Source organism: Ruegeria sp. AL12 (assembly GCF_056540885.1).
Map to the genome: position 1 here is coordinate 340,221 of NZ_JBQFXN010000002.1, position 25,854 is coordinate 366,074.

The following is a 25,854-nucleotide window of genomic DNA, read 5'->3' on the forward strand; positions in this document are numbered from 1 at the left end:
TGTGACCTATTCGTGGAACGGGCGGCGGTTATCGAGCACCTTGCGCAACCTGCCCCGCCCATCCGGTTTCTTGCGGACACCGGCAGCGGAAAGCGAACCGTTCCGCTCAGAAACGGCGGCACGAAAGACGGCCAGAAGTTTCAGCCGATTTGCTTCAGGCGTGATGCAGGATCCCCCCATGTCGGCGAATGCAACGGCGCAAGAATGATGATCCGCCATGCTGTAGATCCGTTACCTGCCCGCCGCGCACCGCCCTATTCGGCGGCCTTCAGGTCAGATCCTTGCGGGATCACTTCGTAACCGGGCTCTTCGGGTTCATCGTCCAGCATTTCCGATGGGAACCCCGGCGCGCGGATATCCAGCCCGGTTTTGTCTTCGAGCCGGCGGATGATGTTGGGGGAAAACTCACGAGGGCCGTATTTCTCGATCCCGTCCTTGAAAATCTCGATCATCAGCGGATTGACCTCCAGCGGCACCCCGGCGCGATCCGCCACCTCCTGAAACAGGCCGATATCCTTCAACACCAGGTCCATCGTGAACGAGATATCGCGAGACCCGTTTAGGATGACCTGACTTTCGGTTTCATGCACGAAGGATGTTCCCGAACTGATCTTCATTGCCTCATACGCCGTATTCAAATCCATTCCGGCGGCCTTGGCGACCACAAGCGCCTCTGAACAGGTGATCAGGTTTGCAGTGGCCAGATAGTTGGTCAGCACTTTCAGTACCGAAGCAGATCCCAGTTCACCGGTATGAAGGATGCGACGCCCCATCGTGGTCAGAAAGGGCAGAATACGTTCGAACGCGGCGCGATCACATCCGGCAAAAATCGAAATGTTGCCGGTATCCGCCCGATGACACCCCCCCGAGACCGGACAATCGACGGCAGCGCCACCGCGTTCCTTCACCATCGCACCCAGACGCTTGACCTCTGCTTCATCCGTGGTGGACATCTCCATCCAGATTTTGCCCGCGGTCACTTCGGGCAGCATGTCCTGCATCACAGCGTCCGAAGCCGCCGGAGAAGGCAGGCAGGTGATCACTGCATCACAATCCCGCATCAGTTGTGCCGGATTCTCGGCAGCCTTTGCCCCGCGGTCGACGAAACCTGACACCAGGTCAGAGTTCAGATCATGTACGGTCAGATCAACGCCATTGCGCAGCAAACTGCCGCTGAGTTTCCCGCCGACATTTCCAAGGCCGATAAATCCAACTTTCATACCTGCGTTCCCTTTCCGGTGGCCAATCAGAGGACCAGCGCTGTTTTTCCCTGATGAAATCTACGGCCGTTGAATGCAGCATGTAAAACGAATAAATATCGCCAGTATCCATAAATTTTTTTGGTGCTGGAAATGTCAAAATCGCCCAATCTGGTCTGGCTGCGGTCTTTTGACTGTGCCGCACGGCATATGAGCTTTACTGCTGCAGCAGAAGAACTTGGCATCACACAGACGGCCCTGAGCCTGCACGTCCGCTCATTGGAAGCACAGCTGGGCTGCCCTTTGTTCTTTCGTGCCGCGCGCAACCTCAGCCTGACAGAGGTCGGGCAGGCCTATGCGTTTTCAGTTCGGCGCGCCTTGGGCGATATCGACCTGTCGACCGCAAGCCTGTTTGGCTCCAGTCACAAGCACGAGCTGGTCGTGCGTGTGCCGATTTCCACGGCCAGCTTGTTCCTTGCCGGCAGATTGCCCGAGTTTTCACGCGCACACCCGGGTGTATCGATCAGGTTGGTTTCAAATATCTGGGCAGAATCCGCGGGCAGGGAAAACGTCGATGTCGAGCTGCGTTTGGGAAACGGGGAATGGAAGGACGGGCCGTTCAGCAAGATCTCGGACGAACGTATCGTACCGGTTGCAGCCGGATCACGAGATCGGAAATGGCCTTCGGCGCAAGAACTGCTGGTCAAACCCCAAATACAGATTTTGGGATTTCAGGACATGTGGCACCGGTATTTTTCCGCTTTCGGCACAAAATATTCTCCTGCTGCGTCTTGCTTCACCGTGGACACGACAATTGCCGCCGTGGACATCGTGGCGGAAGGTGGAGGATACGCGGTAATCCTTGAGCGCTTTGCCAGAACCGCAATCAAGGCCGGAAGGTCCATCGCGATAGTCGGGAACCCCATTCCAATCGAACAGAGCCATTTCCTTGTCGATGGTCAGAGATCGAACGCGAACTCTGCTGCAAAACAGATGTTTGAAACCTGGCTCAAACAGATTTTCGCCTGAGACGTGCCTGCGGGCAATGAGTTCGATCTTCTGTATTTGACCAGTTACGCGCGTGCCCGCGTCTGCTTGCTGATCCAGTTTGCAAAAACTTGAACGGCGTCGTTCTTCTGACCTGTTGGCGTCGCGATGTAATAGGCGCTGTTCGACGTGTTGGCGATCTGGCCGATTTCGGTCAGAACGCCGGACGCCAGCTCTTCTTCAATCAAATACGAGGGCAGAATGGCGGCACCCAAACCGACGACGGCGGCCTCGATCAGCATCGAGAACTGATCGAACCGCATCCCCGGAAAAACCGCTCCCGGATCCAGCCCGAGCTGAGAGTGATAGGTGGACCACAGCTCGGGGCGCGAGGTCAGATGCAAAAGCGGCAGCTCAAAGGTCTGCGCGCGGGTGTCCAGCCTGTGACGTCTCAGCAGCGCGGGTGCTGCCGTGACCACCAGATGCTCGGGGAACAACCTGCGCAATTGCGCGCCCGGCCAATCCTCCTGCCCGAAATGGATGGCCAGATCCATACGTCGTTCTTCAAGGCTGAAAGGCGTCGTGTAAGAGTGCAGATCCAGTTCGATCCCGGGATGGCGCGTTTTGAAATCCGGCAGGCGCGGCACCAGCCACCGTGTCGCAAAGGTGGGCAGGACGGCCAGGGTCAAAAGCGACGCACCGTCTCCGGCTGCAATCGCACGGTTGATCGTGCCGCTGAGACGTTCAAGATCTCCTGCCAGCTCGTCCCGCAAGGCCCGCCCCGCCTTGGAAAGGCGCACTGCGCGTCCAACCCGCCGAAACAGCGTAACGCCAATCGCGGCCTCAAGCTCTCGGACCTGGCGGCTGATCGCGCTTTGCGTCACGCCAAGCTCTTCGGCCGCCATGGTATAGCTTTCATGGCGCGCGGCGGCTTCGAAACTGCGCATAAGAGCCAGCGATGGCAGTGAGTTGATCCGGGGCATGGAACTCATGAGTTTTAGTCACTGAAAAGATACTCATTGGCGTATTTTTCTCAAGTGACTTTGTGGCTAAAACCGAACCTGTTTGCAGAGGAAGGTTCATTGTGTTCCAGCGCGCTGACCGGTTGAACGGTATCGAATTGTCGGAAATCGTCCAGATCTCAGAGGCCGCCGCCCGCCTGCGCGCCCAAGGGCGTGATATTCTGGCGCTGTCAACCGGCGAACCGGACCTGCCGACGCCACCCCATGTGGTCGAAGCTGCGCATTCCGCGGCACTGGAGGGCAAAACCAAGTACCCGCCCACTGCGGGTGTGCCTGAACTGCGCACGAAAATTGCCCGACAGGCAGGTGCCGAGATGGCTCAGATCATCGTATCAACAGGCGCGAAACAGGTGATTGCAAATGCGATGCTGGCCAGCCTTAACCCCGGCGACGAGGTCATCATGCCCGCCCCCTATTGGACCAGCTATTCCGATATTGTCCGGATGGCAGGTGGGGTGCCGGTTGTTCTGCCCTGCCCAATGGAGCAGGGCTTCAAACTGCTGCCTGAACAATTACAGGCCGCCATCACACCGCGCACGCGCTGGCTTATGCTGAACTCACCCTCGAACCCGTCGGGCGCGATTTACTCGAAGGAAGAACTTGCGGGGCTGGCAGACGTGCTGGAGCGCCACTCGCAGGTCTGGGTTCTGGCCGATGAGATTTATCGCCATCTCAACTTTGCACCTTTCACGTCCGCGGCCGATGCCGCCCCGGCGCTGACCCATCGCATGCTGATCGTCAACGGTGTGGCCAAGGCGTGGTCGATGACCGGATGGCGCATCGGCTGGGGGATCGGACCGTCCGATCTGATAAGCGCCATGGTCGCTGTTCAGGGTCAGGTCACATCGGGGGCATGCTCGATCTCGCAATGGGCGTCGCTGGCCGCCATCACTTGCGACCCCGAGTTGCTGGAGGAGCGTTGCGCCCTCTTTGACGCGCGCCGCGATCTGGTCGTCGACGGGTTGAACGCAGTACCCGGGCTGCGCTGTTCCACCCCGGACGGGGCGTTTTACGCCTTTCCGTCCTGCACTGGCCTGTTGAAAGAACAAGGCGGGCCATTTGACAGCGACGCGGAATTCTGCACGTGGTTGCTGGAAGATGCCGGCGTTGCCCTGGTGCCCGGCCGCGCCTTTGGGATGCCGGGCCATCTTCGCCTGTCATTCGCATATGCTGAAGATACAATTGCAGCGGGCCTTGCGCGTCTGAAAACCGCTGTGGAAAGGAAACTTGCATGAAACCTCAATCCTCCCCGCACCTTGGCCCCTTCACCTGGGACGACCCGTTCCTGCTGGAAGACCAGCTGGCCGAAGACGAACGCATGGTTCGTGACGCTGCGCATGCCTACGCGCAGGACAAGCTGCTGTCTCGGGTTACTGCCGCGTTTGCCAATGAAGAAACCGACCCGGCCATCTTTCGCGAGATGGGTGAGATGGGTTTGCTGGGGACAACCATCCCCGAGGAATATGGCGGCATTGGGTCCAGCTATGTGACCTATGGTCTGGTCGCGCGCGAGGTCGAGCGTGTGGACAGCGGCTATCGTTCGATGATGTCGGTGCAGTCCAGCCTGGTGATGTATCCGATCTACGCTTACGGCACCGAAGAGCAGCGCCAGAAGTACCTGCCCAAACTGGCAACCGGCGAATTTATAGGCTGCTTCGGGCTGACGGAACCCGATGCCGGTTCGGACCCCGGCTCGATGAAGACTGTCGCGAAGAAAACCGAGGGCGGCTATGTGCTGAACGGGTCGAAAATGTGGATCTCGAACGCCCCGATCGCCGATGTGTTCGTCGTTTGGGCCAAATCCGAGGCGCATGGCGGCAAGATCAAGGGCTTTGTCCTGGACAAGGGAACGGCTGGACTGTCGGCGCCCAAGATCGAAGGCAAGCTGTCCTTGCGCGCCTCGATCACCGGTGAGATCGTGATGAACAATGTCGAGGTCGGCGAGGACGCCCTGCTGCCCAATGTCGAAGGTTTGAAAGGCCCGTTCGGCTGTCTGAACCGTGCGCGTTACGGCATCGCCTGGGGGTCGATGGGCGCCGCCGAGGCGTGCTGGCACGCGGCCCGGCAATATGGGCTGGACCGCAAACAGTTCGGCCGTCCGCTGGCGCAGACACAACTGTTCCAGCTGAAGCTTGCCAACATGCAGACCGAAATCACGCTGGGCCTGCAAGCCGCGTTGCGCGTGGGTCGCCTGATGGACGAAGCCCGCGCCGCGCCCGAGATGGTCAGCCTGATCAAACGGAACAATTGCGGCAAGGCCCTTGAGATCGCCCGCCATGCCCGCGACATGCATGGTGGCAACGGGATCAGTCAGGACTTCCACGTGATCCGCCACATGGTGAACCTTGAAACCGTCAACACCTATGAAGGCACCCATGATGTGCATGCCCTGATCCTGGGCCGTGCGCAGACAGGTCTGCAAGCCTTCGCCTAAGGACATCTGACATGGATCGCGCCGCAATCGTGCATGACAATTTCCTGCGCCGTGTTGCGGCGCGGGACTTTCCCGAAGGGTCCGCACCGGCCGGGCCGCTGAGCGGTCATCAAGCCGTCGCGCTTTACAGGGCGCAATGCCTGAGCCGCGCGCTGGACCGGCAAAGCCGCGCGATGCAGAAGGCGGGCCAGGGGTTCTATACGATCGGGTCGTCCGGGCATGAGGGCATGGCGGCCGTTGCCGCGGCCCTGCGCCCGACCGATCCGGCCTTTCTGCACTACCGCGATGCGGCCTTTCAGATTGCCCGCGCGGATCAGGTGCCGGGCCAAAGCCCGACATGGGATATTCTGCTGTCCTTTGCCTCGTCTTCCGAGGATCCGATCAGTGGCGGGCGTCACAAGGTTCTGGGATCGAAAGCGCTGTGCATTCCGCCGCAGACCTCGACCATCGCCAGCCATCTGCCGAAGGCGGTCGGCGCGGCATATGCCGTCGCTGCTGCACGGCGTCATCGCCCTGAACATGCAGACATGCCCGAGGATGCCATCGTCTATTGCTCGTTCGGGGATGCCTCGGCCAACCACTCCACCGCACAGGGCGCGTTCAACACGGCGCAGTGGACGTCCTTTCAATCTGTGCCTCTGCCCCTTCTGTTCTGCTGCGAAGACAACGGGATCGGTATCTCGACCAAAACGCCGAAAGGCTGGATCGCGGCCACTTTCGCCAACCGTCCGGGCCTGAAGTATTTCTCGTGCGACGGGTTGGATCTGTTCGACACCTATCGCGTCGCGCAACAGGCGGCGGACTATGTGCGCAGCCGCAGGAAACCTGCTTTCCTGCATGTTCGGACTGTTCGCCTGTACGGTCACGCCGGGGCCGATATGCCAACCACCTATATGCCAAAAGCCGAGGTTGAGGCCGAAGAAGCCAACGACCCGCTGCTGCATTCCGTGCGCCTGTTGGATCAGTTCGGCGCGATGGGCCCGGAACAGGCGCTGAGCGTCTACAATGATACCTGCGCCCGGGTCGCCCGCGTGGCCGATCAGGCCGTCGCACGCCCGCGCCTGCAAAACGCAAAAGAGGTGATGGCCAGCCTGATCCCGCCGGCACGCCCCTGCGCGCCGACCAACGGCCCAACACCCGAGCGTCGGGCCGAGATTTTCGGCGGCGATCTCAAGGCCCATTCCGAACCGCAGATCATGTCGCGGTTGATCAACTGGGCACTGACCGATCTGATGCTGGAACATGGCGAGATCGTCATGATGGGCGAAGATGTCGGCCGCAAGGGCGGCGTTTACGGCGTGACCCAAAAGCTGCAAACACGGTTTGGCCCTGACCGGATGATCGACACGTTGCTGGACGAACAGTCGATCCTGGGCCTGGCGATCGGCATGGCCCAGAACGGGTTCACGCCAATGCCGGAAATCCAGTTTCTGGCCTATCTTCACAATGCCGAGGATCAGCTGCGAGGTGAGGCCGCCACCCTGCCCTTTTTCTCGAACGGTCAATACACCAACCCGATGGTCGTGCGCATTGCCGGACTGGGGTATCAAAAAGGGTTTGGCGGACATTTCCACAATGACAACTCGGTCGCTGTATTGCGCGACATCCCGGGCCTGATCCTGGCCTGCCCGTCGAACGGTGCCGACGCCGCGCGGATGCTGCGTGAATGCGTGCGCCTCGCGCGTGAAGAACAGCGGCTGGTCGTTTTCCTCGAACCCATCGCCCTCTACCCGATGCGGGACCTGCACGAGGCCGGAGACGGCGGCTGGATGCAAACCTATCCCGATCCTTCTGAAAAGATCGGCTTCGGCGAGGTGGGCGTGGATGGTGACGGCGACGATCTGGCCATCGTCACCTTTGGAAATGGCGTCTATCTCAGCCATCAGGCGCGCACGGCCTTGCAGGCCGACGGGATCAAGACACGGATCATCGATATGCGCTGGTTGTCCCCTTTGCCCAAAGCGGCACTGACACAGGCCGTGATCGGGGCCAAACGCATCCTGATCGTCGACGAAACCCGCCACCATGGCGGCGTGGCCGAAGCTCTGATGGCGCATTTTCATGAAACAAGCGATGTGCCGCTGGCCCGCATCACCGCAGAAGACAGCTTTATCGCAACAGGCCCGGCCTATGCTGCGACCATGCCATCGAAGGACAGTATCGAAACCGCCGCGCGATCCTTGATGGAGGCCGGCACATGAGTTCCGCCAAACAGACTGCCGTCGTCATCTGCCCTGGCCGCGGTACTTACAACAAACCAGAACTGGGTGTCTTGGGCCGGCAATTCAGCGACAAGGCCCTGTTGCGACGCTTTGATGACATGCGGCGCGCGCAGGGGCAAGACACGCTCAGCGAACTGGACGGTGCCGCCCGATATTCCATTGCCAAGCACACGCGCGGCGACAATGCATCTGCTTTGATCTATGCCGCGACTTTGGGTGATTTCCGCGCCATCAATCCTGACAAAATCGAAGTGGTTGCGGTGACGGGAAATTCGATGGGCTGGTATTCGGCACTGGCCTGCGGCGGTGCGCTGTCCGCCGAAGGAGGGTTCGAGGTGGTCAACACCATGGGCACTCTGATGCAGGAAAACATGATCGGTGGTCAATTGATCTATCCTTTCATGGAGTCCGACTGGCATCCTGACCAGGCCCGCAAGGCAGAGCTGCTTGCCTTGGTGGATGACATCGACCGAACCGATGCGACGCTGACCCTGTCGATTGATCTGGGCGGCATGTTGGTGCTTGCAGGCGACGACGCCGGTCTGGCCGCGTTCGAAAAGGCCGTACCGGTGGTTCAGGAACGTTTTCCCATGCGATTGGCCAACCATGCCGGGTTCCATTCGCATCTTCAGGCTCCGGTTTCGGCGCAGGGCCGCACACAACTGAGCGCTAGCCTGTTCCGGCAACCGGACCTGCCCCTGATCGACGGGCGTGGCCGGATATGGTGGCCCGGAGCATGCGACCCGAATGCGCTTTGGGATTACACCCTGGGCCACCAAGTGACGGAAACTTATGATTTCACCCATGCCATCGCACAGGCCGCGCATGAGTTCGCACCGGATCTTTTCATTGTTACGGGTCCCGGCACCACGCTGGGCGGTGCCGTCGCGCAAAGCCTGATCCTGAACAATTGGTCCGGACTGTCGGACAAGTCGACATTTCAGTCTCGCCAAAGAAACAGCCCGATTCTGTGTTCGATGGGAATGGATGATCAAAGGAAACAGGTGACATGAACCTGCGGGCCGCCGGTCAGCCTCAGAGCCGGCGCGCCGAGGTTGCCAAGCCGTTTCAGAAAACCGGTGCAGCGAACCCGGTTTGTCAATTCCGTCGCTATTCAATGCGATAGAAACATTCTGACGTGCCGCGAAAGACGTCGTCCAGCATCGACCCCGGGATGAGCGTCTCATGCCGGGAAACGGTTTCCTTGTAGGTCGAGGTAAGGCTGTCGACCGGGAAATTCGACCCGAACATGCAGCGATCGGCGCCAAATTGGGACAGGCAGGTTGAAACGATCGGCGAGACGCTCTCAGAATTCCAATCCTGGTCGAACATTCCCAGGCCGGAGAGTTTGCAAAAGACTTGTGGCAGGTTTGACAAGGCCGTCAATTCATCTGCCCACCGTCGCAACCCTTGCGGAGTCCGGTCGTAAGGCGAGCCTGCGTGGCAAAGAGCGATCCGGGTCTCCGGGGCCTGTGCAAGGATATTCGCGGTTTGACCCATCAGCTCTGGCAGCAGCTGAAGATCAAAGGAAAGACCGCGCGCGCCCAGTTGCTTCAGGCCAGTCAAGAACTTTGGGTCTTCAAGCAACGCGTTCGTGCCAGTTGAGGCGTCTTCACCCGGAGCGCGGCCAATAATCTGACGAGCGCCGCGCACCGAAGGCAGGGTTTGAAGACGGTCGAGCTGTGCATCCAGATCATCCGAGGTCAGATCGCAGAATGCCACCTGCACCAACGGCCAGTCAGGGAACTGGTCGGCAACGGATTGTACCCACTGCGCCTCGGCCCAGGGGTCAGCGGCGCCGACCTGAATGTGAACCGAAGCGCCGAACCCCATGGCTTCGGCGTCTGCGCGAAACTCCGGGAGCAAATAGTCCCGCTGGATGGAAGACGGATCGCCGAAAAACCGAACGATACCTTTCTCTGAAAGCCAGGGGTAGTGCACGGCCGAAAGGTCCCACAGGTGGTGATGCGCATCTATCCTCATGGTGCTTCAATCCCGGTGGTGCGCGCCAGAATATCCACACCCTGCCCTTTCCAGAAATGCAGCAAGTCGATGAAGATCCAGTTTTCGGCCAGCTTGTCTTCGACGCGGCGATAGATATCGATCACCCTGAATTCACCGGGTTTTCCGGTGGCTGGCATCCCCATGAAACCCCCTGTGGGCGTGGCAGTGAAGTTGGGCCATCCAAAGAAGCCGCCGTAATGCCCTTCGGCCAGACGGCAGACGTGATTGGTCTTTGACCGGCCCGTGAAGGCAGCGCGAAACGGGCCAGAGTGTTGCCTGGCATAGCGTTCGATCGTGTAGGTCGCGCCAATTCCTTCGGGGCCCCACCAGATCATGTCCTGGTGCCAAGTGCGCGCCAATTCTTCTTCCAGCGACAGTCCGCTGTCCCAACGGCCCAGATCCGCGATCATCGCGTTGATGACTGCCAGCGTTTTTTCGCCTTCGTCAGCGGGTTGCTCATCATGCAGCAAACCATCATGGGTCCTTGGTCCGGGCTGAACCACATGTGCCGCGGTCTGCGGGGGGAACGGATTCTGGCCAGCCTGGACCATCAAGTGCGGGATGTCGAAATACATCGCCGTTTCGACAATTCTTCCGCCGGCCACCTTGTAGAACGCGCAATACCGCAGGAACGCCATCTTGCCGGTTGGGCGAATACCCAACCACGGTCGGTCGAACAGCCCCACCAGATGGCCCATGGCGACAACCCAAACGTCGGTTTCTTTCCGCAACGAGTTTTGCCCCGCAAACAGAATATCCACTCGGTTCTGCAAATGAGCAAGGCTGCCCTTCAGCGGCTGCCAGAATTTCCGGGCAACCTGTTCGGCGCCGTTGATTTCGTTGAACGGATGAAAGCCGCGCCACCTCAAATCCGAGGCGCTGAATTGGCTCATCACCTTCGGAGTTTCCGTCACTGCGGCCGATTCCAATGCGGCGTGAAACGCAGAGACCAGTTTTTTTTCTGTCTGAAAGTTCAAGGTTTTTACCATTGTAGTCAAAGTTTTGCGAGCGGCGCGAAGCCAGGTTGAGTCGGATTTCTCCGTTATTTTTGCATACGTATGCAAAAAAGTCTTGCCTGATTTGATACATGCGAATTACAGTTTTGCAAACGTATGCAAAATGATTCCTTGCAGGGGGCACCATGGCGGAAATTCAATTGCGGAACGTCGGCAAGCGATGGGGCTCATTCGTTGGGGTTCACAATTTCGACCTCACGATTGCAGATCGTGAGTTTCTGGTGCTGCTCGGCCCATCAGGCTGCGGCAAGACAACCACAATGCGCATGATCGCCGGCCTTGAAGACGTGACGGAAGGCGAAATCCTTGTCGACGGCAACGTAGTCAATGATCTGGAACCCAAGGACCGTGACGTGGCGATGGTGTTCCAAAGCTACGCTCTGTATCCCAACATGAACGTCTACGAGAACATCCGCTTTCCGCTGAAAGTGCGTGGTATCGACCCGGCAACCCACGACGAGAAAGTGCGCCGCGCCAGTGCCATGGTTGAACTGGACGATTTCCTGCATCGCAAGCCAGCCGAGTTGTCGGGTGGTCAGAGACAGCGTGTGGCACTTGCACGTGCCATCGTGCGCGAACCCAACGTGTTCCTGATGGACGAGCCGTTGTCCAATCTGGACGCCAAGCTGCGGGTTTCCACACGGGCCCAGATCAAGAACCTGAGCCATGAGCTGGCTGTAACCACCATTTACGTCACCCACGACCAGATTGAGGCCATGACCCTTGCGGACCGCGTCGTCGTGATGAAACAGGGCGTGGTTCAGCAGGTCGGAAGCCCGACCGAAATTTATGACCGTCCCGCGAATACGTTCGTCGCCAGCTTCATCGGTTCACCCGCCATGAATTTGATGGATGGCGAAGTGGCGGGCGGAATATTCCGCGCCGAACATGTCGAAATTGCGGTGGATGCACCGGATGGCCCAATGACACTGGGTTTCAGGGCCGAAGATGCCAGCCTTGCCGATGGCAAAGGTCAGATCACCGCTCCGATCTATACGCTGGAACTGCTGGGCGACGCGACCATGATCTCGGTTCGGGTCGGCGGAGATCTGGTTTCAGTGAAAGCAGACAAAGCATTCCGCGCCGAGATTGGCGAAACGGTCTCGTTCTCGGTGCCAACGGATATCTGTCACCTCTTCGAAGCTGGAAGCGGTGCGCGGATCGGGGGCTAACCCCACAAACGGCCCGCAAGGGCATAACACCGGTCCGGACGTCGACGACGGACCGATCCTGACAGGGAGAAACCTATGAAACTCAAGACGATCCTCATGGCCGGTGCCATGTCCATCGCCGCCACCGGCGCGTGGGCAGATTGCGCCTTTGAAAACGAAGTGCCGCTAAAATCACTGTCCGCCGGTTTTGAAGCGTGGAAAGCCGTCACCGATGCGATGGCAGAATGCGGCAATTTCAGCGCATCGCTGGATCAGGAATTCCGCGAAAAGCAGCCCGAAGCATTTGCTGCGGATCCCGCGCTTTATCAGATCGGCGGTGTTTCAAACGCGACCCTGGTGCCGTTGCTGAACGCAGGCACGATCCGTCCGTTGGATGATCTGGTCGAAAAATACGGCCAGGACCTGCTTCCCAACCAGTTGATCAAGGTCGATGGCAAGACCATGGCCATTGCAATGATGGTGAATGCGCAGCACCTGATGTATCGCGATGATGTACTGGCTGAACTGGGCATCGAAGAACCAAAAACCTATGATGACGTCCTGGCCGCAGCTGCCAAGATCAAAGAAGCCGGCGTCATGGACTATCCGATCGGGGGAACGTTCAAGACTGGTTGGAACCTCGGCCAGGAATTCGTCAACATGTACCTTGGCGAAGGCGGCTCGTTCTTTGGCGACGGCAACGTTCCAACGATTAACAACGAGCAGGGCGTAGCTGCGCTGGAAACACTGAAAGCCATGACCGAGTACATGGATCCGGAATATCTGGTTTCCGACTCGACATACGTGCAGCAACAATTCCAACAGGGCAAGATCGCCATGGCGAACCTTTGGGCCAGCCGTGCCGCCGCCATGAATGATGAGGCCGAAAGCCAGGTCGTCGGCAAAGTCACCATGGCAGCCGCTCCTATGGGTTCGGCAGCGCCGGCAACCACCATCTGGTGGGATGGCATCGTTCTCGCTTCGAACATGAGCGACGAAGAGGCCGACGCCGCATTCCGCGTCGCGCTTGAGGGCATGGACGGCGAAATGGTCAGCGCAAACAACGACGTCGCTGTTTGGCTGAGCCCTGCCTATTCAGCGGGTGCTTTGGCGGCAGGAGCAGCCGCTTCGGCTGAAGCGGGCGCAAAGGCTTACCCGGCATCTGGCCCGATGGGCATCATGCACACCGCCCTGGGCAACGGTCTGGCCGACTACCTGACCGGCGCCAAGGATGCTCAGACAACGCTGGCGGATATCGAGGCAGATTACATCACTGCCGCGAAAGAAGCAGGTCTGATCAGCAACTGATCCTCCCGTGGGAGGGCTACGGCCCTCCCGCCCCTTCCCCTCGAGAGTCATGAGAAAGGCAGAGCCATGAATTTCCGGACATTTGCCGCATTTGTCGGCCCCTCTGTCTTTATGATGCTTCTCTTTATCGCGTTTCCTCTGGTCAGCGTGTTCAAGCAGAGTTTTTACGTTACTCAGCCGATCTATGAGACGGTCGAAAAGGAAACCTGCACGCCAGGTTTCCTGACGCAGACCTGCGTGACCGAGATGGTTTCGCAGCCAAAGCTCGACGAACATGGCGAGGTCATTACCCAAACCCAATATGTCGGCTTGCAAAGCTATCGCAACGTATTGGAGCCTGAACGCGCATGGCGCGCCATAAGCGACGGCAGTTGGCATGTGCTGTCTACGATCAACTTCTGGAAAGCGCTTCGGTTCACCCTGACCTTCACATTGATCACTCTGCCGCTGGTGGTCGGGTGCGGGCTTGGGATCGCAATACTGATCAACAACGCGGCGCGGTCCATCCGCGGGCCGGTGATCTTTGTGTCCTTGCTGCCCTTCATCATCACACCCGTGATCGGCGTGCTGTCGATCAACTGGCTTTTCCGGGGCGACGGCATCCTGACCGCAATGATGGAATGGTGGCTGAACCGGGACATCGCCCTTTTCGCCCAAGCCTGGACCATCGAAGTACTGATGATGCTCTACCGCGTCTGGCACGTGGCACCCTTTGCAGCGATCGTCTTCTACGCCGGGCTGCAAACGGTCAATCAGGACAGTCTTGAAAGTGCCGTGATTGACGGTGCGACCCGTTGGCAGCGCCTGAAATACATCGTCATTCCACACCTGATGCCACTGATCATTTTCGTGTCGATGATCCACCTGATGGACAGCTACCGCGTGTTCGAAGAGATCGTCGGTTTTTCGAGCCAGGGCTACGTCATCTCGCTACAGTGGCTGACCTTCGACTACCTGACGCCGGATCAGGCCGGCAACCGGTCGATCAGCCGGGCGTCCGCCAACTCGATGCTGACCATGATCGGTGTCGTCATCCTGCTTATCCTTCCGCTGCGCCGTACATGGCGCGACCATAAAGGAGGTCACTGACATGTCCTCGCGTGCGCTTCGCCAGCCCTTAAGCCTGCGGTTGACCTCGAACATCTTCCTTGCGCTCTGGTGCCTGATCGCGGCCTTTCCGATCTTCTGGATCGTGGTCATGAGCTTCAAGTCACCCGTCGATGCGTTCGACAGCAACGCGCTGAACGTGATCTTCGGGCCGGCCACGCTGAGCGTCGGAAAGGGCTTGTCGCTGCTGGATATCATTCTGGGTATCGCGGTTATCTGGGGCACGATCTTCGCTGCCACCAAAACACTGCCTTCGATGATAAAGTCCTACACCAAGCCCGGTCAGGAATGGTTTGGATGGCTAATCGGTGTTCTGGTATTGCTGGTGGGTTTCCTGCTGGTGTTCTTCGTGGTCCTGCCTGCAATCCTGAACGTGTTGAACCCGCTGTTTGGCCCACTGGGACGGGATGTGCTTGGTCTGACGACCGAGCATTACAAAACCGTCTGGATCGACCGGGGCTTTTCAAACAACTTCAAGAACTCGCTGATCGTAACGACGGGCGTGGTGACAGTGTCGCTGACCGTGGGCACATTGGCGGGCTACGGTCTAGCGCGGTCAGGATCAACGTTGGCCTTCTGGATCCTGATCGTCGCACTGGTGTTTCGGGCATTACCGCATTCAGTTCTGGTGGCGGGCTATCTGCCGGTGTTCATCAACTCGGCCGAATGGCTCAGCCCGATCTTGGGTGAAAACGCACCAACCTTGTACGGCAAGCCTTTTGCGGTAATTGCTGTTCTGGTTGCGATCAACCAGCCCTTCACAATCTGGATGCTGCGTTCGTTCTTCCAGAACATCCCGGCCGAGCTGGATGAGGCCGCCCGCGTGGATGGGTGCAGCCACTTTCAGGCCTTCCGCCGTGTCATCATGCCGGTGATGTGGCCAGGCGTGATCACCACAGGACTGTTCAGCTTCTTGCTGGCGTACAACGATTTTCTGGTCACCGCGCTGCTGCTTGATGCGCAGAACCAGACCATGGTTCCCGCCATCGTCGGCATGTTCAATCGCGAGACGACGACAACCGATCAGGTCGTTGCGGTTGCCGCTGCCGTATCGATCACCGCGCCTTTGATCTTCCTTGTACTGATTTTCCAGCGCCAGATTGTCAGCGGTCTGACAGCCGGGGCAGTGAAAGGCTGATGAGCAAGAACGCCCGACATAACGCCATGTCGCGCCACCCGGCGCTGAACAGGATGCCGAGGGACTTTCTGAGCATTGGGGCCGCACGTCCCAATCCCTCCCTTCGGCAACCTCAAAGGATAGAAAAATGAAAGGTTCCCGTCCCGAACAAGCGGTTCTGACCCGCGACACGGACATGAGCAAGACGGAAGACACGCGCCGCGTGATCGAAACGATGGTTGATGGTCTGAATGATCACCGCATTGATGACATCGGTGAATTCTTCGCCCAAGGTTTTCGCTGGATGGGCAATCAGGGCTGCGGCACCAAGACCGGCCTGCAGGAATTTCAGGATAACTGGCAGCGCCCGTTTCAAGCCGCGTTTTCGGATAAGGTCTGCGTTGACGAAGCGCGCCTTTACATGGGTGAATGGGCCGCCGCCTTCGGCCGCCAGGAAGCCACGCATTCCGGCGAATTTCTGGGCATTGCCCCCACAGGCAAGCGTGTCGAAATCAGGTACATGGACTTCTGGAAAGTGGTCGACGGCAAAATTGTCGACAACTGGGTGAATGTCGACTTTGCCCACGTTGCGGCTCAGCTGGGCGTGGACCTGTTCAACGGCGAAGGCTGGGAAGCATTTGACCGCGGCGAGAAGACTCCGCCACGGCCGGAAAACTGAGGATTGGAAAGATGGCAATCGAGTATCTTAAACGCGGCAAATCCGATGCGGATCGGGCGGAAGATGATGCCAAGACCCGCGCCGTGGTTGAAGCGACGCTGAAAGACATCGAAACCCGTGGGGATGCCGCGGTGCGCGAGTTGAGTGAGAAGTTCGACAACTACTCACCTGCCTCGTTCCGCCTGAGCCAGCAGGAAATTGATGACCTGATCGGGCAATTGTCCGATCGTGAGCTGGCCGATATCAAATTCGCGCAGGAACAGGTGCGCAACTTTGCGCAGGCGCAGCGGGATTCAATGCTGGACATCGAGGTCGAAACCCTGCCCGGTGTCATTCTGGGGCACAAGAACATCCCGGTGCAATCCGTGGGTTGCTATGTTCCGGGCGGCAAATTCCCGATGGTCGCCTCGGCGCATATGTCGGTGGCGACCGCCTCGGTCGCCGGTGTTCCGCGCATCATAGCATGCACACCCCCGTTTCAGGGCAAACCCAATGCAGCGGTAATTGCCGCCATGCACCTGGGTGGCGCGCATGAGATCTATGTCATGGGCGGCATTCAAGCCATCGGAGCCATGGCATTGGGCACCGAAACAATCGATCCGGTTCACATGCTTGTTGGCCCCGGCAACGCCTTTGTCGCGGAAGCCAAACGTCAGTTGTTCGGTCGTGTCGGGATCGATCTTTTTGCAGGGCCGACCGAAACGATGGTCATTGCCGACGAGACCGCCGCAGATGCGGAGCTGTGCGCAACCGATCTGCTGGGGCAGGCCGAGCATGGATACAACAGCCCTTGCGTTCTGCTGACCAACTCACGCAATCTGGCCAATGACACCCTGGCCGAGGTAGACCGGCTGCTGGGCATCCTGCCAACCGCGGATACCGCAAAGGTGTCGTGGGACGAATATGGTGAGGTGATCGTTTGCGACACTTATGATGAGATGTTGCAAGTGGCAGATGACATCGCCTCGGAACATGTACAGGTGATGACCGACCGAGACGACTGGTTCCTTGAAAACATGACCTGCTATGGGGCGTTGTTCCTTGGGCCGCGCACCAATGTTTCGAACGGGGACAAGGTGATTGGCACAAACCACACGCTGCCCACCAAGAAGGCCGGACGTTACACGGGTGGTCTTTGGGTTGGTAAATACCTGAAGACGCACAGCTATCAAAAAGTTCTGACGGATGAGGCCGCGACGCTGATCGGCGAGTATGGCTCGCGCCTGTGCATGCTCGAAGGGTTCGTTGGCCACGCGGAACAATGCAACGTTCGTGTGCGCCGATATGGCGGAATCAATGTTCCCTACGGTGCGCCCGCCCCTTACCGGGACGCTGCTGAATGAGTGACAAACACACACATCACAAGGCCCTGATCGAACCGCTCAGGGCTGCGATGTACGATTTCGATGAGGCCGGCGTACGCCGGGCTTTGGCGGAGGTCACGTCACCGGATGCCGTGTTCCGTCTGTGTCATCCCTTTGGGGACAGCGTCGGCAGTGATGCGTTCTATGACACTGGCTACAAAGACTTACTGGCGGCCTGGCCCGATCTTGAACGACGGGATTACATCGTCATGGCCGGCCCGGATGAGTTCGGCGCAGATTGGGTCGGATGTGGCGGCTATTACACCGGTGTTTTCACTGGCCCCTGGCTGGACATCCCGCCGACGGGTCATCAGGTCACGATGCGGTTTCATGAATTCTACCGCTTCGAAAACGGCAAGATCGTCGAGATGCAGGCCCTGTGGGACATCCCCGAAGTCATGATGCAGGCGAATGCCTGGCCGATGGCGCCAAGTCTGGGCCGTGAATGGCACGTCCCCGGCCCTGCCACCCAGGACGGGTTTGTCCCCGGCCCCTATGATGAAGCTAAGGGCGAACAGACCTGCCAGCATATCATCGACATGCTCGATCATCTCAAGAAACACCCGTCCCAAGGCGGCCCCGAAGTGATGGAGATGGAACGGTTCTGGCACCCGCGCATGAACTGGTACGGCCCTTCGGGCATCGGCACCGGGCGCGGCTATGCGGGGTTCCGCAACTGGCATCAGATCCCGTTCCTGAACGGAATGCCGGATCGCGGGCAGTTCGTGGACGACATCACCTATCACTTCTTCGGTGACGGGGAATATGCGGCCGTGACGGGCTGGCCCAACATGATCCAGACCGTCACAGACGATGGTTGGATGGGCATCGCTCCGTCAGGCAAGAAGATCACCATGCGCAGCCTCGATTTCTGGCGTTTGGAAAACGGCAGGATCCGGGAAAACTGGGTGCTGGTTGATTTGCTGGATGCCTACCGGCAGCTTGGCGTTGACGTCTTTGCCCGCCTGCGGGAGTTCAACAAGGCCCGCAATTTGGGCCGCATTGAAATACCGGATGGAATGAGCTGATGACGGAATTGCCACGCACCCCTTCGTTTTCCCTGAACGGAAAATCCGCCCTCGTTACCGGGGCCTCCTCGGGTATCGGGCAGGGGTGCGCGGTAGCGCTGGCCGAGGCGGGTGCACATGTAGTTTGTGCGGCCAGAGGGGCGGATCGGTTGAACGACACCGTCTCCGCCTTGCGAAATCACGGCTGGTCGGCCGAAGCGCTTGTGATGGATCAGGGTGATCTGGATGCCCTGAAACAGCTTTTCGATCACCGCACCTTCGATATCGTGGTGAATTCGGCGGGCGTGGCGCGCCACAGCGCGGCCATAGAGACAACACCCGATGACTTCGATGTTGTCACCAACGTCAATTTGCGTTCGGCCTACTTCTTATCGGCCTACGCCGCCCGCGCTTTGATCAAGGCAGGAAAGCCGGGATCGATCATCCACATCTCCAGCCAGATGGGGCATGTCGGCGGTGTCGACCGGGCGCTTTATTGTGCGACCAAACATGGGCTTGAGGGCATGGTCAAATCCATGGCCATCGAATGGGGCAAACAGGGCATTCGGATCAACACTGTCTGCCCGACTTTCATCAGAACCCCCCTGACCCAATCCACTTTCGACAATCCTGAACGCGCGGCTTGGATCATGGAAAAGATCAAGTTGGATCGGGTCGGAGAGGTCGAAGACATCATGGGGGCGGTGCGTTATCTCGCGTCAGACGCCTCTGCACTGGTTACCGGCACGTCAATGCTTATCGACGGGGGTTGGACAGCAGATTGATGGCGGAAAAAGTAACATCTCTGCAGGTCGCTCAACTGGCTGGTGTCAGCCAGTCCGCCGTCAGCCGCGTATTCACGCCCGGCGCGTCCGTCAGCAAAAAGACCGAAGAGAAGGTGCGCAAAGCCGCTGCTGAACTGGGCTATCGTCCAAACGTTCTGGCCCGCGCCATGGTGTCCGGGAAAAGCCGGATTATCGGTTTGGTGGTGGGCTACCTGGATAACTATTTTTATCCGGAAGCGCTCGAGAAGCTGTCCAACGCCCTTCAGGAGCAAGGCTATCACGTGCTGATCTTCATGGCCTCACGATCGGCCGGGAACATCGACGATGTGATGGAAGAGATTCTTGATTATCAGGTGGATGGCGTCATCCTGGCCTCGGTGCCCATGTCGTCGGATATCGCCATGCGCTGCCAACAGGCCGGGGTGCCGGTGGTGCTGTTCAACCGCAGCCAGGACATCGAGGGCATCACCACGGTCACGTCCGACAACTATGCCGGGGGCCGCAAAGTCGCGGAATTTCTGTTAGCCGGTGGGCACCAACGGATTGCCTATATCGCAGGTTGGCAAGGGGCCTCGACGCAGCGGGACCGCGAAGCCGGGTATCGCGCCGCACTGGCCGAGGCCGGGCAGGAATTGTTTGCCCACGAAGTAGGTGAGTTTCACACGGAAAACGCCCGTACAGCAGCCCGTCGGATGTTCGATGTCGCCCCCGAACGACGGCCGGATGCCGTATTTGTGGCCAATGATCACATGGCATTGGCGGCGATGGATGTGATCCGTTTTGAACTTGGCCTGCGCGTCCCCGAGGATGTCTCGGTCGTGGGCTATGATGACGTGCCGCCGGCCGGTTGGCCGGCTTACAATTTGACGACGATCCGGCAGCGGGCTAACCTTATGGTGGCCGAAACCGTTGCCGCCCTTTTCGAACATATCGACACCCCGGCGAAAGCCGAACCGCGCAAAGTGGCCATTGATGGACCACTGGTTGTGCGGACCTCGGCCCGATTGCCAAAGGGGTGGGCCCCACAAAGGACAGAGACATGAAAGGCTTCGATCCGAAATTCCGGGATTTTCCGGACTACATCATCGGCATCACCAAGGAGATCTGGGAAGATCGAGGTATCGCCACGCTGCATGAGTATTACAGCGATGACATCGTCGTCCGTTCGCCTGGTTCGGTTGTTTTGGGCAATCAAAATGTCATCGGAGCCACAATGGCAACGCTGGCCGAGTTTCCGGATCGGCAGCTGCTGGGCGAAGACGTGATTTGGTCCGGCACACCGGAAGAGGGCATGTTGAGCTCTCATCGGATCATTTCAACGGCCACGCATTTGGCCGAGGGTGTCTATGGCAAGCCCACCGGGACGAAGCTGCGTTACCGGATTCTTGCGGATTGCCACGCCATAGACAATCAGATCAACGATGAATGGCTGATCCGCGATCAGGGCGCGATTGTGCGCCAGATGGGCTGGGATCCCAAGGAATACGCCGCTGATCTGATTGCCCGGGAAGGCGGCAAAGAGAACTGCGTCAAACCTCTGACGCCCGAAATCGATCAGCCCGGACCATACAAAGGCCATGGGAATGACAATGAATGGGGGCAGCGCTACGCCGACATTCTGACGCGGATCATGAACGCAGATATGGGCGTGATCGGTTCGGAATATGACCGCGCTGTTCAGTCAGAATATGTGGGCGGAGTAACCGGGCATGGCCGGGATGCCGTCGACCGCTTCTGGATGGGACTGCGGGCGAGTTTTCCGAATGCAGAATTCAAGATCGAGCATCAGATCGGGCGAGATGACCCTGATATGCCTCCGCGCGCGGCAATTCGCTGGAGCCTTTGGGGCAAGCATGACGGCTGGGGCGTGTTTGGCGCGCCGACCGGTGCGCAGGTTTATGTCCTCGGGATCAGCCACGCTGAATTCGGCGCACTTGTTGCGGGGCAGCCGCAGTTGCGCCGTGAATACACCCTGTTCGATGAAACCTCGGTCTGGAAGCAGATCCTGTTGCAAAACGGCGAGGTCTGAGTGGGCCGCCCGGTCTCATATCGCATCCTGTCGGGCGGTCTGTCCGAGCCCCGAACCGTTCGGCTTTTCCATATGTACCGTCAAAGCCTGAGGGCGCGGCGACTGAACCTGCGCCCGCCCGGAAAGTAAGGGCCTGTCCTGCTTGGGCACACGCGCTTTCTTTCCAAAAAAAATCAATCGGATCGTACGTCATGACAAAATCATCCATCCCTTCCCGCATCGTCCGCTATGGCGAGCTTCAACCTTGTAAAACCGCTTTTATCGATGCCCATACTCCCGGCAGCGATCAGAAAGAGAACTTCACGATAATCGGCGGCGGCGTCTCGGAATCTCCGGACCAGCATGTCCACATCACCGACAAGATCGGCTTCAACATCGGAGCGGCGGGACAGCCGCCGAAATGCCGCAACTCACTGCACAGCCACACCACGGCCGAGGTCTTTTTCGTTGCCAAGGGTCGTTGGCGGTTTTTCTGGGGCCGCTATGGTACGGCCGGGGAATTCATCGCCGAGGAAGGAGACATCTTCAACATTCCAACGGGTATTTTCCGGGGCTTTGAGAATGTCGGCCAGGATTACGGAATGATCATGTCGATCCTGGGCGGAGACGATGCGGGTGGCGGCGTCACCTGGGCGCCTCAGGTGATCGAAGATGCGCAGGCACATGGTCTGATGCTGGGCGACAATGGCGTTCTGTACGACTCCAAACTGGGCCAGGAACTGCCCCACAATGTCCGCCCGATGCCTTTGCTGACCGAAGAACAGTTGAAAAGCTATCCCGAAGTTCCTGTCGAGGATGTGGTCGGCAAATACGTTGCGCGGTATTGGGATCTGATGGCGTTGTCGGCCAATAAGCCCGCAAAGGTGATTGGCGAAAACGCGTTGATCAAGGACAAACCCGGATTCGAGGTCGATTTTCTGGGGCGCGGATCCGCAGTGACCGAACCGATCGCGGCCGAGAAACCAGTGGTTCTGATGCCGGCCAGCGGTCACTGGCGTGTTTCGATCGACGGGTACGAAACCACGATCTCGGTGGGCGACACGGCCTTGGTTCTTCCCGGCGAAACCTATGGTGTTCAGCCATCCATGACCGGGCTGGCGGGCCTGTACCGCATCACCGCAACCGATGACCCGGCAGGAGCGACCTGGACAGGATGAACGCGGACCCGAATGACACCCACGCCGTTTATGAACGGCAGGCGACCGAATATGACAGGCGCCGTTCCAAGGCCCTGTTCGAAGCGCGCTGGTTGGCGCGCTTCACCGCCAGCCTGAAGCCGGGTGACCGCGTATTGGACCTGGGCTGTGGCTCGGGCGACCCCATCGCACGCTGGTTCATGGCCGAAGGGTTCGACGTCACGGGTATCGATTTTTCCGACGCCATGCTTGCCATTGCCCGCGACCGTTGGCCCGATGGCGACTGGCGCAACGCGGATATGCGGAATTTTGAACTGGATCAGCAGTTCGACGGCATCATTGCCTGGAACAGCTTTTTCCACCTTACGGCGGACGAGCAGAAAGACTGTATCGCCCGGATGGCGCGCCATTTGCGACCCAAGGGAATGCTCATGCTGACCGTCGGACCTCGTGCCGGAGAGGTCAGCGGCACAGTCGGATCAGAGCTTGTCTACCACGCGTCACTGTCCCCGGCCGGTTACGCCGGGTGTCTTGAGAAAAACGGGCTGCAAATGACCGGATACCTGGCCGAAGACCCAGAAGCCCAAAGCCACACGATCCTGATGGCACGAAAAGTTTAAGGAGGTCCCTATGACCGTAAAAACAACACATGTTGGCTCTCTGCCCCGAACGCAGGACGTCGTGGATTTTATTTTTGCCCGCGAAAACGGCGAACCTTATGACACAGGCGCCTTTGATACCTGCATGGCCAACGCCGTGGCCGAAACGGTGCGCAAACAGGTCGAAGCCGGTGTTGATATCGTCAGCGACGGCGAAACTTCGAAAATCTCCTATGCGACCTATGTCAAGGATCGCTACACCGGGTTTTCGGGCGACAGCCCTCGCAATGCACCGGCAGACTTGAAGATGTTCCCCGGCTTTCTGCAAAGACTGGCCGATGACGGCGGTACGCCACAATACGCAAGGCCGATGTGTACGGGTGAGGTGCGATCAAAAGGGCAAGGCGAGTTGCAAAAGGACATCGCCAACCTCAAGGCGGCCATGGCTCGACACGGGGCCGAGCGCGGCTTCATGAATGCCGCGTCTCCCGGAGTGATCTCGTTGTTTTTGCAGAATGATTTCTACCCTACGCGAGAGGCCTATCTGGCAGCGTTGGCCGACGCGATGAAGGACGAATACGAAACCATCGTCGCCGCCGGGTTGGACCTGCAACTGGATTGCCCCGATCTTGCCCTGTCGCGCCACATGCTGTTCACCGACCTGTCGGATGAGGCGTTCATCAAAATTGCCGACATGCATGTCGAGGCCCTGAACCATGCGCTTCAGAACGTCCCGCAGGATCGGGTACGGGTACATATCTGCTGGGGCAACTACGAAGGCCCGCATTGCTGCGACATCGCCATGGACAAGGTCTTCAGCACCCTGATGGCGACCAAGTCGCGCTATGTCCTGTTCGAAACGTCCAATCCGCGGCATGCCCATGAATGGACTGTTTTCCGGGACCGCAAGGCCGAGATTCCCGATGACAAGGTTCTGGTGCCCGGCGTGGTCGACACCACGACCAATTTCGTCGAACATCCCGAACTTGTGGCCCAACGGATTGACCGGTTCACGGAAATCGTGGGACCGGACCGGGTGATCGCGGGCAGCGATTGCGGCTTTGGCACTTTTGCGGGTTTCGGCGCCGTCGATCCCCAGATCGCCTATGCCAAGCTGGCGGCGTTGTCCGAAGGGGCAAAGCTGGCTTCGGCATGAAACCTCTGATCTTGTTGCCGGGCATGATGTGTGATGCCCGGCTTTTTGGCCCTCAGATCAATGCTCTGTCGGGCAGAATGCCCGTGATGACCTTTCCGTTGTCTCATCACGACAGCATAGAGGCCATGGCCCGGGATATTCTCGGGAATGCGCCGCCGGTCTTCGCGCTGGCCGGGCTGTCCATGGGGGGTATCGTGGCGATGGAGGTCACGCGCCAAGCCCCCGAACGTGTTTCGCGTCTGGCCTTGCTTGACACCAATCCACTGGCGGAAAAGCCAGAGGTAAAAGCGCGTCGTACGCCGCAGATGTCCGTCGTGCGCAACGGTCAGCTGAGGACCGTGATGCGTGACGAGATGAAGCCCGGTTATCTGGCTGACGGACCGAACCGGGGGGCGATCCTGGATCTGTGCATGGCAATGGCCACCGACCTGGGCCCAGACGTTTTCATACGTCAGTCCAAGGCGCTTATGAACCGACCGGACCAAAGCGAGACGCTGACGGCTTATACCGGAAGGGCTCTGGTTTTGTGCGGACGTGAAGACCGGCTTTGCCCAGTTGAACGCCACCGACTTATGCATGACCTGCTGCCACGAAGCGCGCTTGAGATCATCGGCGACGCGGGCCATCTCCCGACATTGGAACAACCTGAAAAAACAACAGCGGCGCTGTCCCGCTGGCTGGAGGACACATGACACCGTCCCTTTTGTCTTTGCTTCGCAAAGTCGATACGCCAACTGTCTGCAATGCCATCGAGGTGGCACAGGGCAGGCGCGGGTTCGACAGGTTCACGCGTGGCACCATGCTAAGCTCGGCCCCCGAAGGGCCTGCCATCGTCGGCTATGCGCGCACCGCCAAAATTGCTGCGGTCAATCCCCCGACCGAGCCGCCCGACGTCATCAAAGCCCGACGTATGGCCTATTACAAGTACATGGCCGAGGCACCCGGCCCTTCAATCGCCGTGATCGAGGATCTGGATTATCCCGATTGCATCGGCGCTTATTGGGGTGAGATCAATACGACGGTTCACAAGGGTTTCGGCATGTCTGGCGCTCTGACCAACGGTGTCATGCGGGATCTCGGGGATTTGCCCTCAGGGTTCCCGATTGTCGCTGGTTCCATCGGACCGAGCCATGGTTTCGTCCACGTCCGCGAGATTGACACTCAAGTTTCGATTTTTGGTCTGACAGTTGACCCCGGTGATCTTGTTCACGCCGATCGTCATGGCGCATTGGTCATACCGAATGATGTCGTTGATCAATTGGAAGCTGCAATCCATAAGCTTTTGGCGACAGAACGTATTGTTCTGGACGCAGCCCGCGAGCCCGCGTTTGATTTCGAAGCATTCGAAACCGCCTGGGCCGCCTTTGAAAAAGCACGGGTCTGATCACAAGGGTCGGAGACAATGAAAGCCGGCTGGGTGAAATGCACTTACAAGCCGCTTGCTCGTCAACCCAGAGCAAGACGGCCTCTGCCAACGCAATGCCCGTGACGAAGGGTTACCCACATCTGTCTGTCCGGTGGCGGCGTCGCGC

General features: G+C 58.8%; 25 protein-coding genes. 20 read left to right on the plus strand and 5 right to left on the minus strand.

Features of this window, described 5'->3' with window-relative positions:
* Nucleotides 1-6 precede the first annotated feature (6 nt).
* Together ACR0C6_RS09400 and ACR0C6_RS09405 are read right to left on the minus strand one after the other, a co-directional pair.
* Nucleotides 7-219, minus strand: a complete 213-nt coding sequence (locus ACR0C6_RS09400) for a hypothetical protein (RefSeq protein ID WP_480446263.1) — start codon at nucleotides 217-219, stop codon at nucleotides 7-9.
* A gap of 35 nt (nucleotides 220-254) precedes the next feature.
* Nucleotides 255-1,220, minus strand: a complete 966-nt coding sequence (locus ACR0C6_RS09405) for an NAD(P)-dependent oxidoreductase (RefSeq protein WP_480618958.1) — start codon at nucleotides 1,218-1,220, stop codon at nucleotides 255-257.
* Nucleotides 1,221-1,352: 132 nt separating this feature from the next.
* Here ACR0C6_RS09405 and ACR0C6_RS09410 point away from each other — a divergent pair, with 132 nt between their 5' ends.
* The gene (locus tag ACR0C6_RS09410) at nucleotides 1,353-2,228 is read left to right on the plus strand and encodes a LysR family transcriptional regulator (protein ID WP_480618960.1); all 876 of its coding nucleotides are present in this window, start codon (nucleotides 1,353-1,355) and stop codon (nucleotides 2,226-2,228) included.
* 44 nt (nucleotides 2,229-2,272) lie between these two features.
* On the opposite strand, the gene ACR0C6_RS09415 is transcribed toward ACR0C6_RS09410, so the two are convergent.
* A complete protein-coding gene (locus tag ACR0C6_RS09415; protein ID WP_480446260.1) occupies nucleotides 2,273-3,178 on the minus strand; it encodes a LysR family transcriptional regulator in 906 nt (301 codons plus the stop codon).
* A gap of 92 nt (nucleotides 3,179-3,270) precedes the next feature.
* Here ACR0C6_RS09415 and ACR0C6_RS09420 point away from each other — a divergent pair, with 92 nt between their 5' ends.
* The 4 genes from ACR0C6_RS09420 to ACR0C6_RS09435 are packed head-to-tail and all read left to right on the plus strand — an operon-like array spanning nucleotide 3,271 to nucleotide 8,877.
* Nucleotides 3,271-4,443: a pyridoxal phosphate-dependent aminotransferase gene (locus ACR0C6_RS09420; RefSeq protein WP_480618962.1), complete on the plus strand. Its 1,173-nt coding sequence runs from the start codon at nucleotides 3,271-3,273 to the stop codon at nucleotides 4,441-4,443.
* Nucleotides 4,440-5,642, plus strand: coding sequence for an acyl-CoA dehydrogenase (locus tag ACR0C6_RS09425; protein WP_171229255.1), 1,203 nt, complete (start codon nucleotides 4,440-4,442; stop codon nucleotides 5,640-5,642). Before ACR0C6_RS09420 ends, ACR0C6_RS09425 begins: the two co-directional genes overlap by 4 nt.
* Nucleotides 5,643-5,653: 11 nt before the next feature.
* Nucleotides 5,654-7,843: a thiamine pyrophosphate-dependent enzyme gene (locus tag ACR0C6_RS09430; RefSeq protein ID WP_480618964.1), complete on the plus strand. Its 2,190-nt coding sequence runs from the start codon at nucleotides 5,654-5,656 to the stop codon at nucleotides 7,841-7,843.
* Entirely contained in the window at nucleotides 7,840-8,877 is a 1,038-nt protein-coding gene (locus ACR0C6_RS09435) for an ACP S-malonyltransferase (protein ID WP_480618966.1), read from the plus strand. Before ACR0C6_RS09430 ends, ACR0C6_RS09435 begins: the two co-directional genes overlap by 4 nt.
* A gap of 97 nt (nucleotides 8,878-8,974) precedes the next feature.
* On the opposite strand, the gene ACR0C6_RS09440 is transcribed toward ACR0C6_RS09435, so the two are convergent.
* Nucleotides 8,975-9,847, minus strand: coding sequence for an amidohydrolase family protein (locus ACR0C6_RS09440; RefSeq protein WP_480618968.1), 873 nt, complete (start codon nucleotides 9,845-9,847; stop codon nucleotides 8,975-8,977).
* A complete protein-coding gene (locus tag ACR0C6_RS09445; RefSeq protein ID WP_480446256.1) occupies nucleotides 9,844-10,857 on the minus strand; it encodes a nuclear transport factor 2 family protein in 1,014 nt (337 codons plus the stop codon). Before ACR0C6_RS09445 ends, ACR0C6_RS09440 begins: the two co-directional genes overlap by 4 nt.
* Nucleotides 10,858-11,009: 152 nt before the next feature.
* Here ACR0C6_RS09445 and ACR0C6_RS09450 point away from each other — a divergent pair, with 152 nt between their 5' ends.
* The 15 genes from ACR0C6_RS09450 to ACR0C6_RS09520 all read left to right on the plus strand — a co-directional run bounded on the left by ACR0C6_RS09450 (nucleotide 11,010) and on the right by ACR0C6_RS09520 (nucleotide 25,706).
* Entirely contained in the window at nucleotides 11,010-12,056 is a 1,047-nt protein-coding gene (locus ACR0C6_RS09450) for an ABC transporter ATP-binding protein (RefSeq protein ID WP_480618971.1), read from the plus strand.
* Nucleotides 12,057-12,131: 75 nt separating this feature from the next.
* A complete protein-coding gene (locus ACR0C6_RS09455) occupies nucleotides 12,132-13,343 on the plus strand; it encodes an ABC transporter substrate-binding protein (RefSeq protein WP_152460109.1) in 1,212 nt (403 codons plus the stop codon).
* A 66-nt stretch (nucleotides 13,344-13,409) separates the two neighbouring features.
* Nucleotides 13,410-14,432 carry a carbohydrate ABC transporter permease gene (locus ACR0C6_RS09460; RefSeq protein WP_171205944.1) on the plus strand — a complete coding sequence of 341 codons (1,023 nt, stop codon included), beginning with the start codon at nucleotides 13,410-13,412 and terminating at the stop codon, nucleotides 14,430-14,432.
* Nucleotide 14,433: 1 nt separating this feature from the next.
* Nucleotides 14,434-15,588 (plus strand): carbohydrate ABC transporter permease, encoded by a 1,155-nt coding sequence (locus ACR0C6_RS09465; protein WP_171205943.1) that lies wholly within the window; start codon nucleotides 14,434-14,436, stop codon nucleotides 15,586-15,588.
* Between the two features lie 127 nt (nucleotides 15,589-15,715).
* Nucleotides 15,716-16,246, plus strand: a complete 531-nt coding sequence (locus tag ACR0C6_RS09470; RefSeq protein WP_171118397.1) for an ester cyclase — start codon at nucleotides 15,716-15,718, stop codon at nucleotides 16,244-16,246.
* A gap of 11 nt (nucleotides 16,247-16,257) precedes the next feature.
* Nucleotides 16,258-17,589, plus strand: coding sequence for a histidinol dehydrogenase (gene hisD / locus ACR0C6_RS09475; RefSeq protein ID WP_171170235.1), 1,332 nt, complete (start codon nucleotides 16,258-16,260; stop codon nucleotides 17,587-17,589).
* Complete coding sequence (locus ACR0C6_RS09480) at nucleotides 17,586-18,638, plus strand: ester cyclase (RefSeq protein ID WP_480618973.1); 1,053 nt, start codon at nucleotides 17,586-17,588, stop codon at nucleotides 18,636-18,638. Before hisD ends, ACR0C6_RS09480 begins: the two co-directional genes overlap by 4 nt.
* Complete coding sequence (locus ACR0C6_RS09485; protein WP_480618975.1) at nucleotides 18,638-19,402, plus strand: SDR family NAD(P)-dependent oxidoreductase; 765 nt, start codon at nucleotides 18,638-18,640, stop codon at nucleotides 19,400-19,402. Before ACR0C6_RS09480 ends, ACR0C6_RS09485 begins: the two co-directional genes overlap by 1 nt.
* Nucleotides 19,402-20,445, plus strand: coding sequence for a LacI family DNA-binding transcriptional regulator (locus tag ACR0C6_RS09490; RefSeq protein ID WP_216597841.1), 1,044 nt, complete (start codon nucleotides 19,402-19,404; stop codon nucleotides 20,443-20,445). Before ACR0C6_RS09485 ends, ACR0C6_RS09490 begins: the two co-directional genes overlap by 1 nt.
* On the plus strand, nucleotides 20,442-21,431 hold the full coding sequence (locus ACR0C6_RS09495; RefSeq protein ID WP_480446251.1) for a nuclear transport factor 2 family protein: 990 nt from the start codon (nucleotides 20,442-20,444) through the stop codon (nucleotides 21,429-21,431). Before ACR0C6_RS09490 ends, ACR0C6_RS09495 begins: the two co-directional genes overlap by 4 nt.
* A gap of 191 nt (nucleotides 21,432-21,622) precedes the next feature.
* The gene (locus ACR0C6_RS09500; protein ID WP_480618977.1) at nucleotides 21,623-22,588 is read left to right on the plus strand and encodes a cupin domain-containing protein; all 966 of its coding nucleotides are present in this window, start codon (nucleotides 21,623-21,625) and stop codon (nucleotides 22,586-22,588) included.
* Nucleotides 22,585-23,187: a class I SAM-dependent methyltransferase gene (locus ACR0C6_RS09505; RefSeq protein WP_480446249.1), complete on the plus strand. Its 603-nt coding sequence runs from the start codon at nucleotides 22,585-22,587 to the stop codon at nucleotides 23,185-23,187. Before ACR0C6_RS09500 ends, ACR0C6_RS09505 begins: the two co-directional genes overlap by 4 nt.
* Nucleotides 23,188-23,197: 10 nt before the next feature.
* Complete coding sequence (locus tag ACR0C6_RS09510) at nucleotides 23,198-24,322, plus strand: cobalamin-independent methionine synthase II family protein (protein WP_171118384.1); 1,125 nt, start codon at nucleotides 23,198-23,200, stop codon at nucleotides 24,320-24,322.
* Nucleotides 24,319-25,014, plus strand: a complete 696-nt coding sequence (locus ACR0C6_RS09515) for an alpha/beta fold hydrolase (RefSeq protein WP_480446248.1) — start codon at nucleotides 24,319-24,321, stop codon at nucleotides 25,012-25,014. Before ACR0C6_RS09510 ends, ACR0C6_RS09515 begins: the two co-directional genes overlap by 4 nt.
* Nucleotides 25,011-25,706, plus strand: coding sequence for an RraA family protein (locus ACR0C6_RS09520; protein ID WP_480446247.1), 696 nt, complete (start codon nucleotides 25,011-25,013; stop codon nucleotides 25,704-25,706). The genes ACR0C6_RS09515 and ACR0C6_RS09520 overlap by 4 nt, the downstream gene beginning before the upstream one ends.
* The last annotated feature ends 148 nt before the right edge of the window (nucleotides 25,707-25,854 follow it).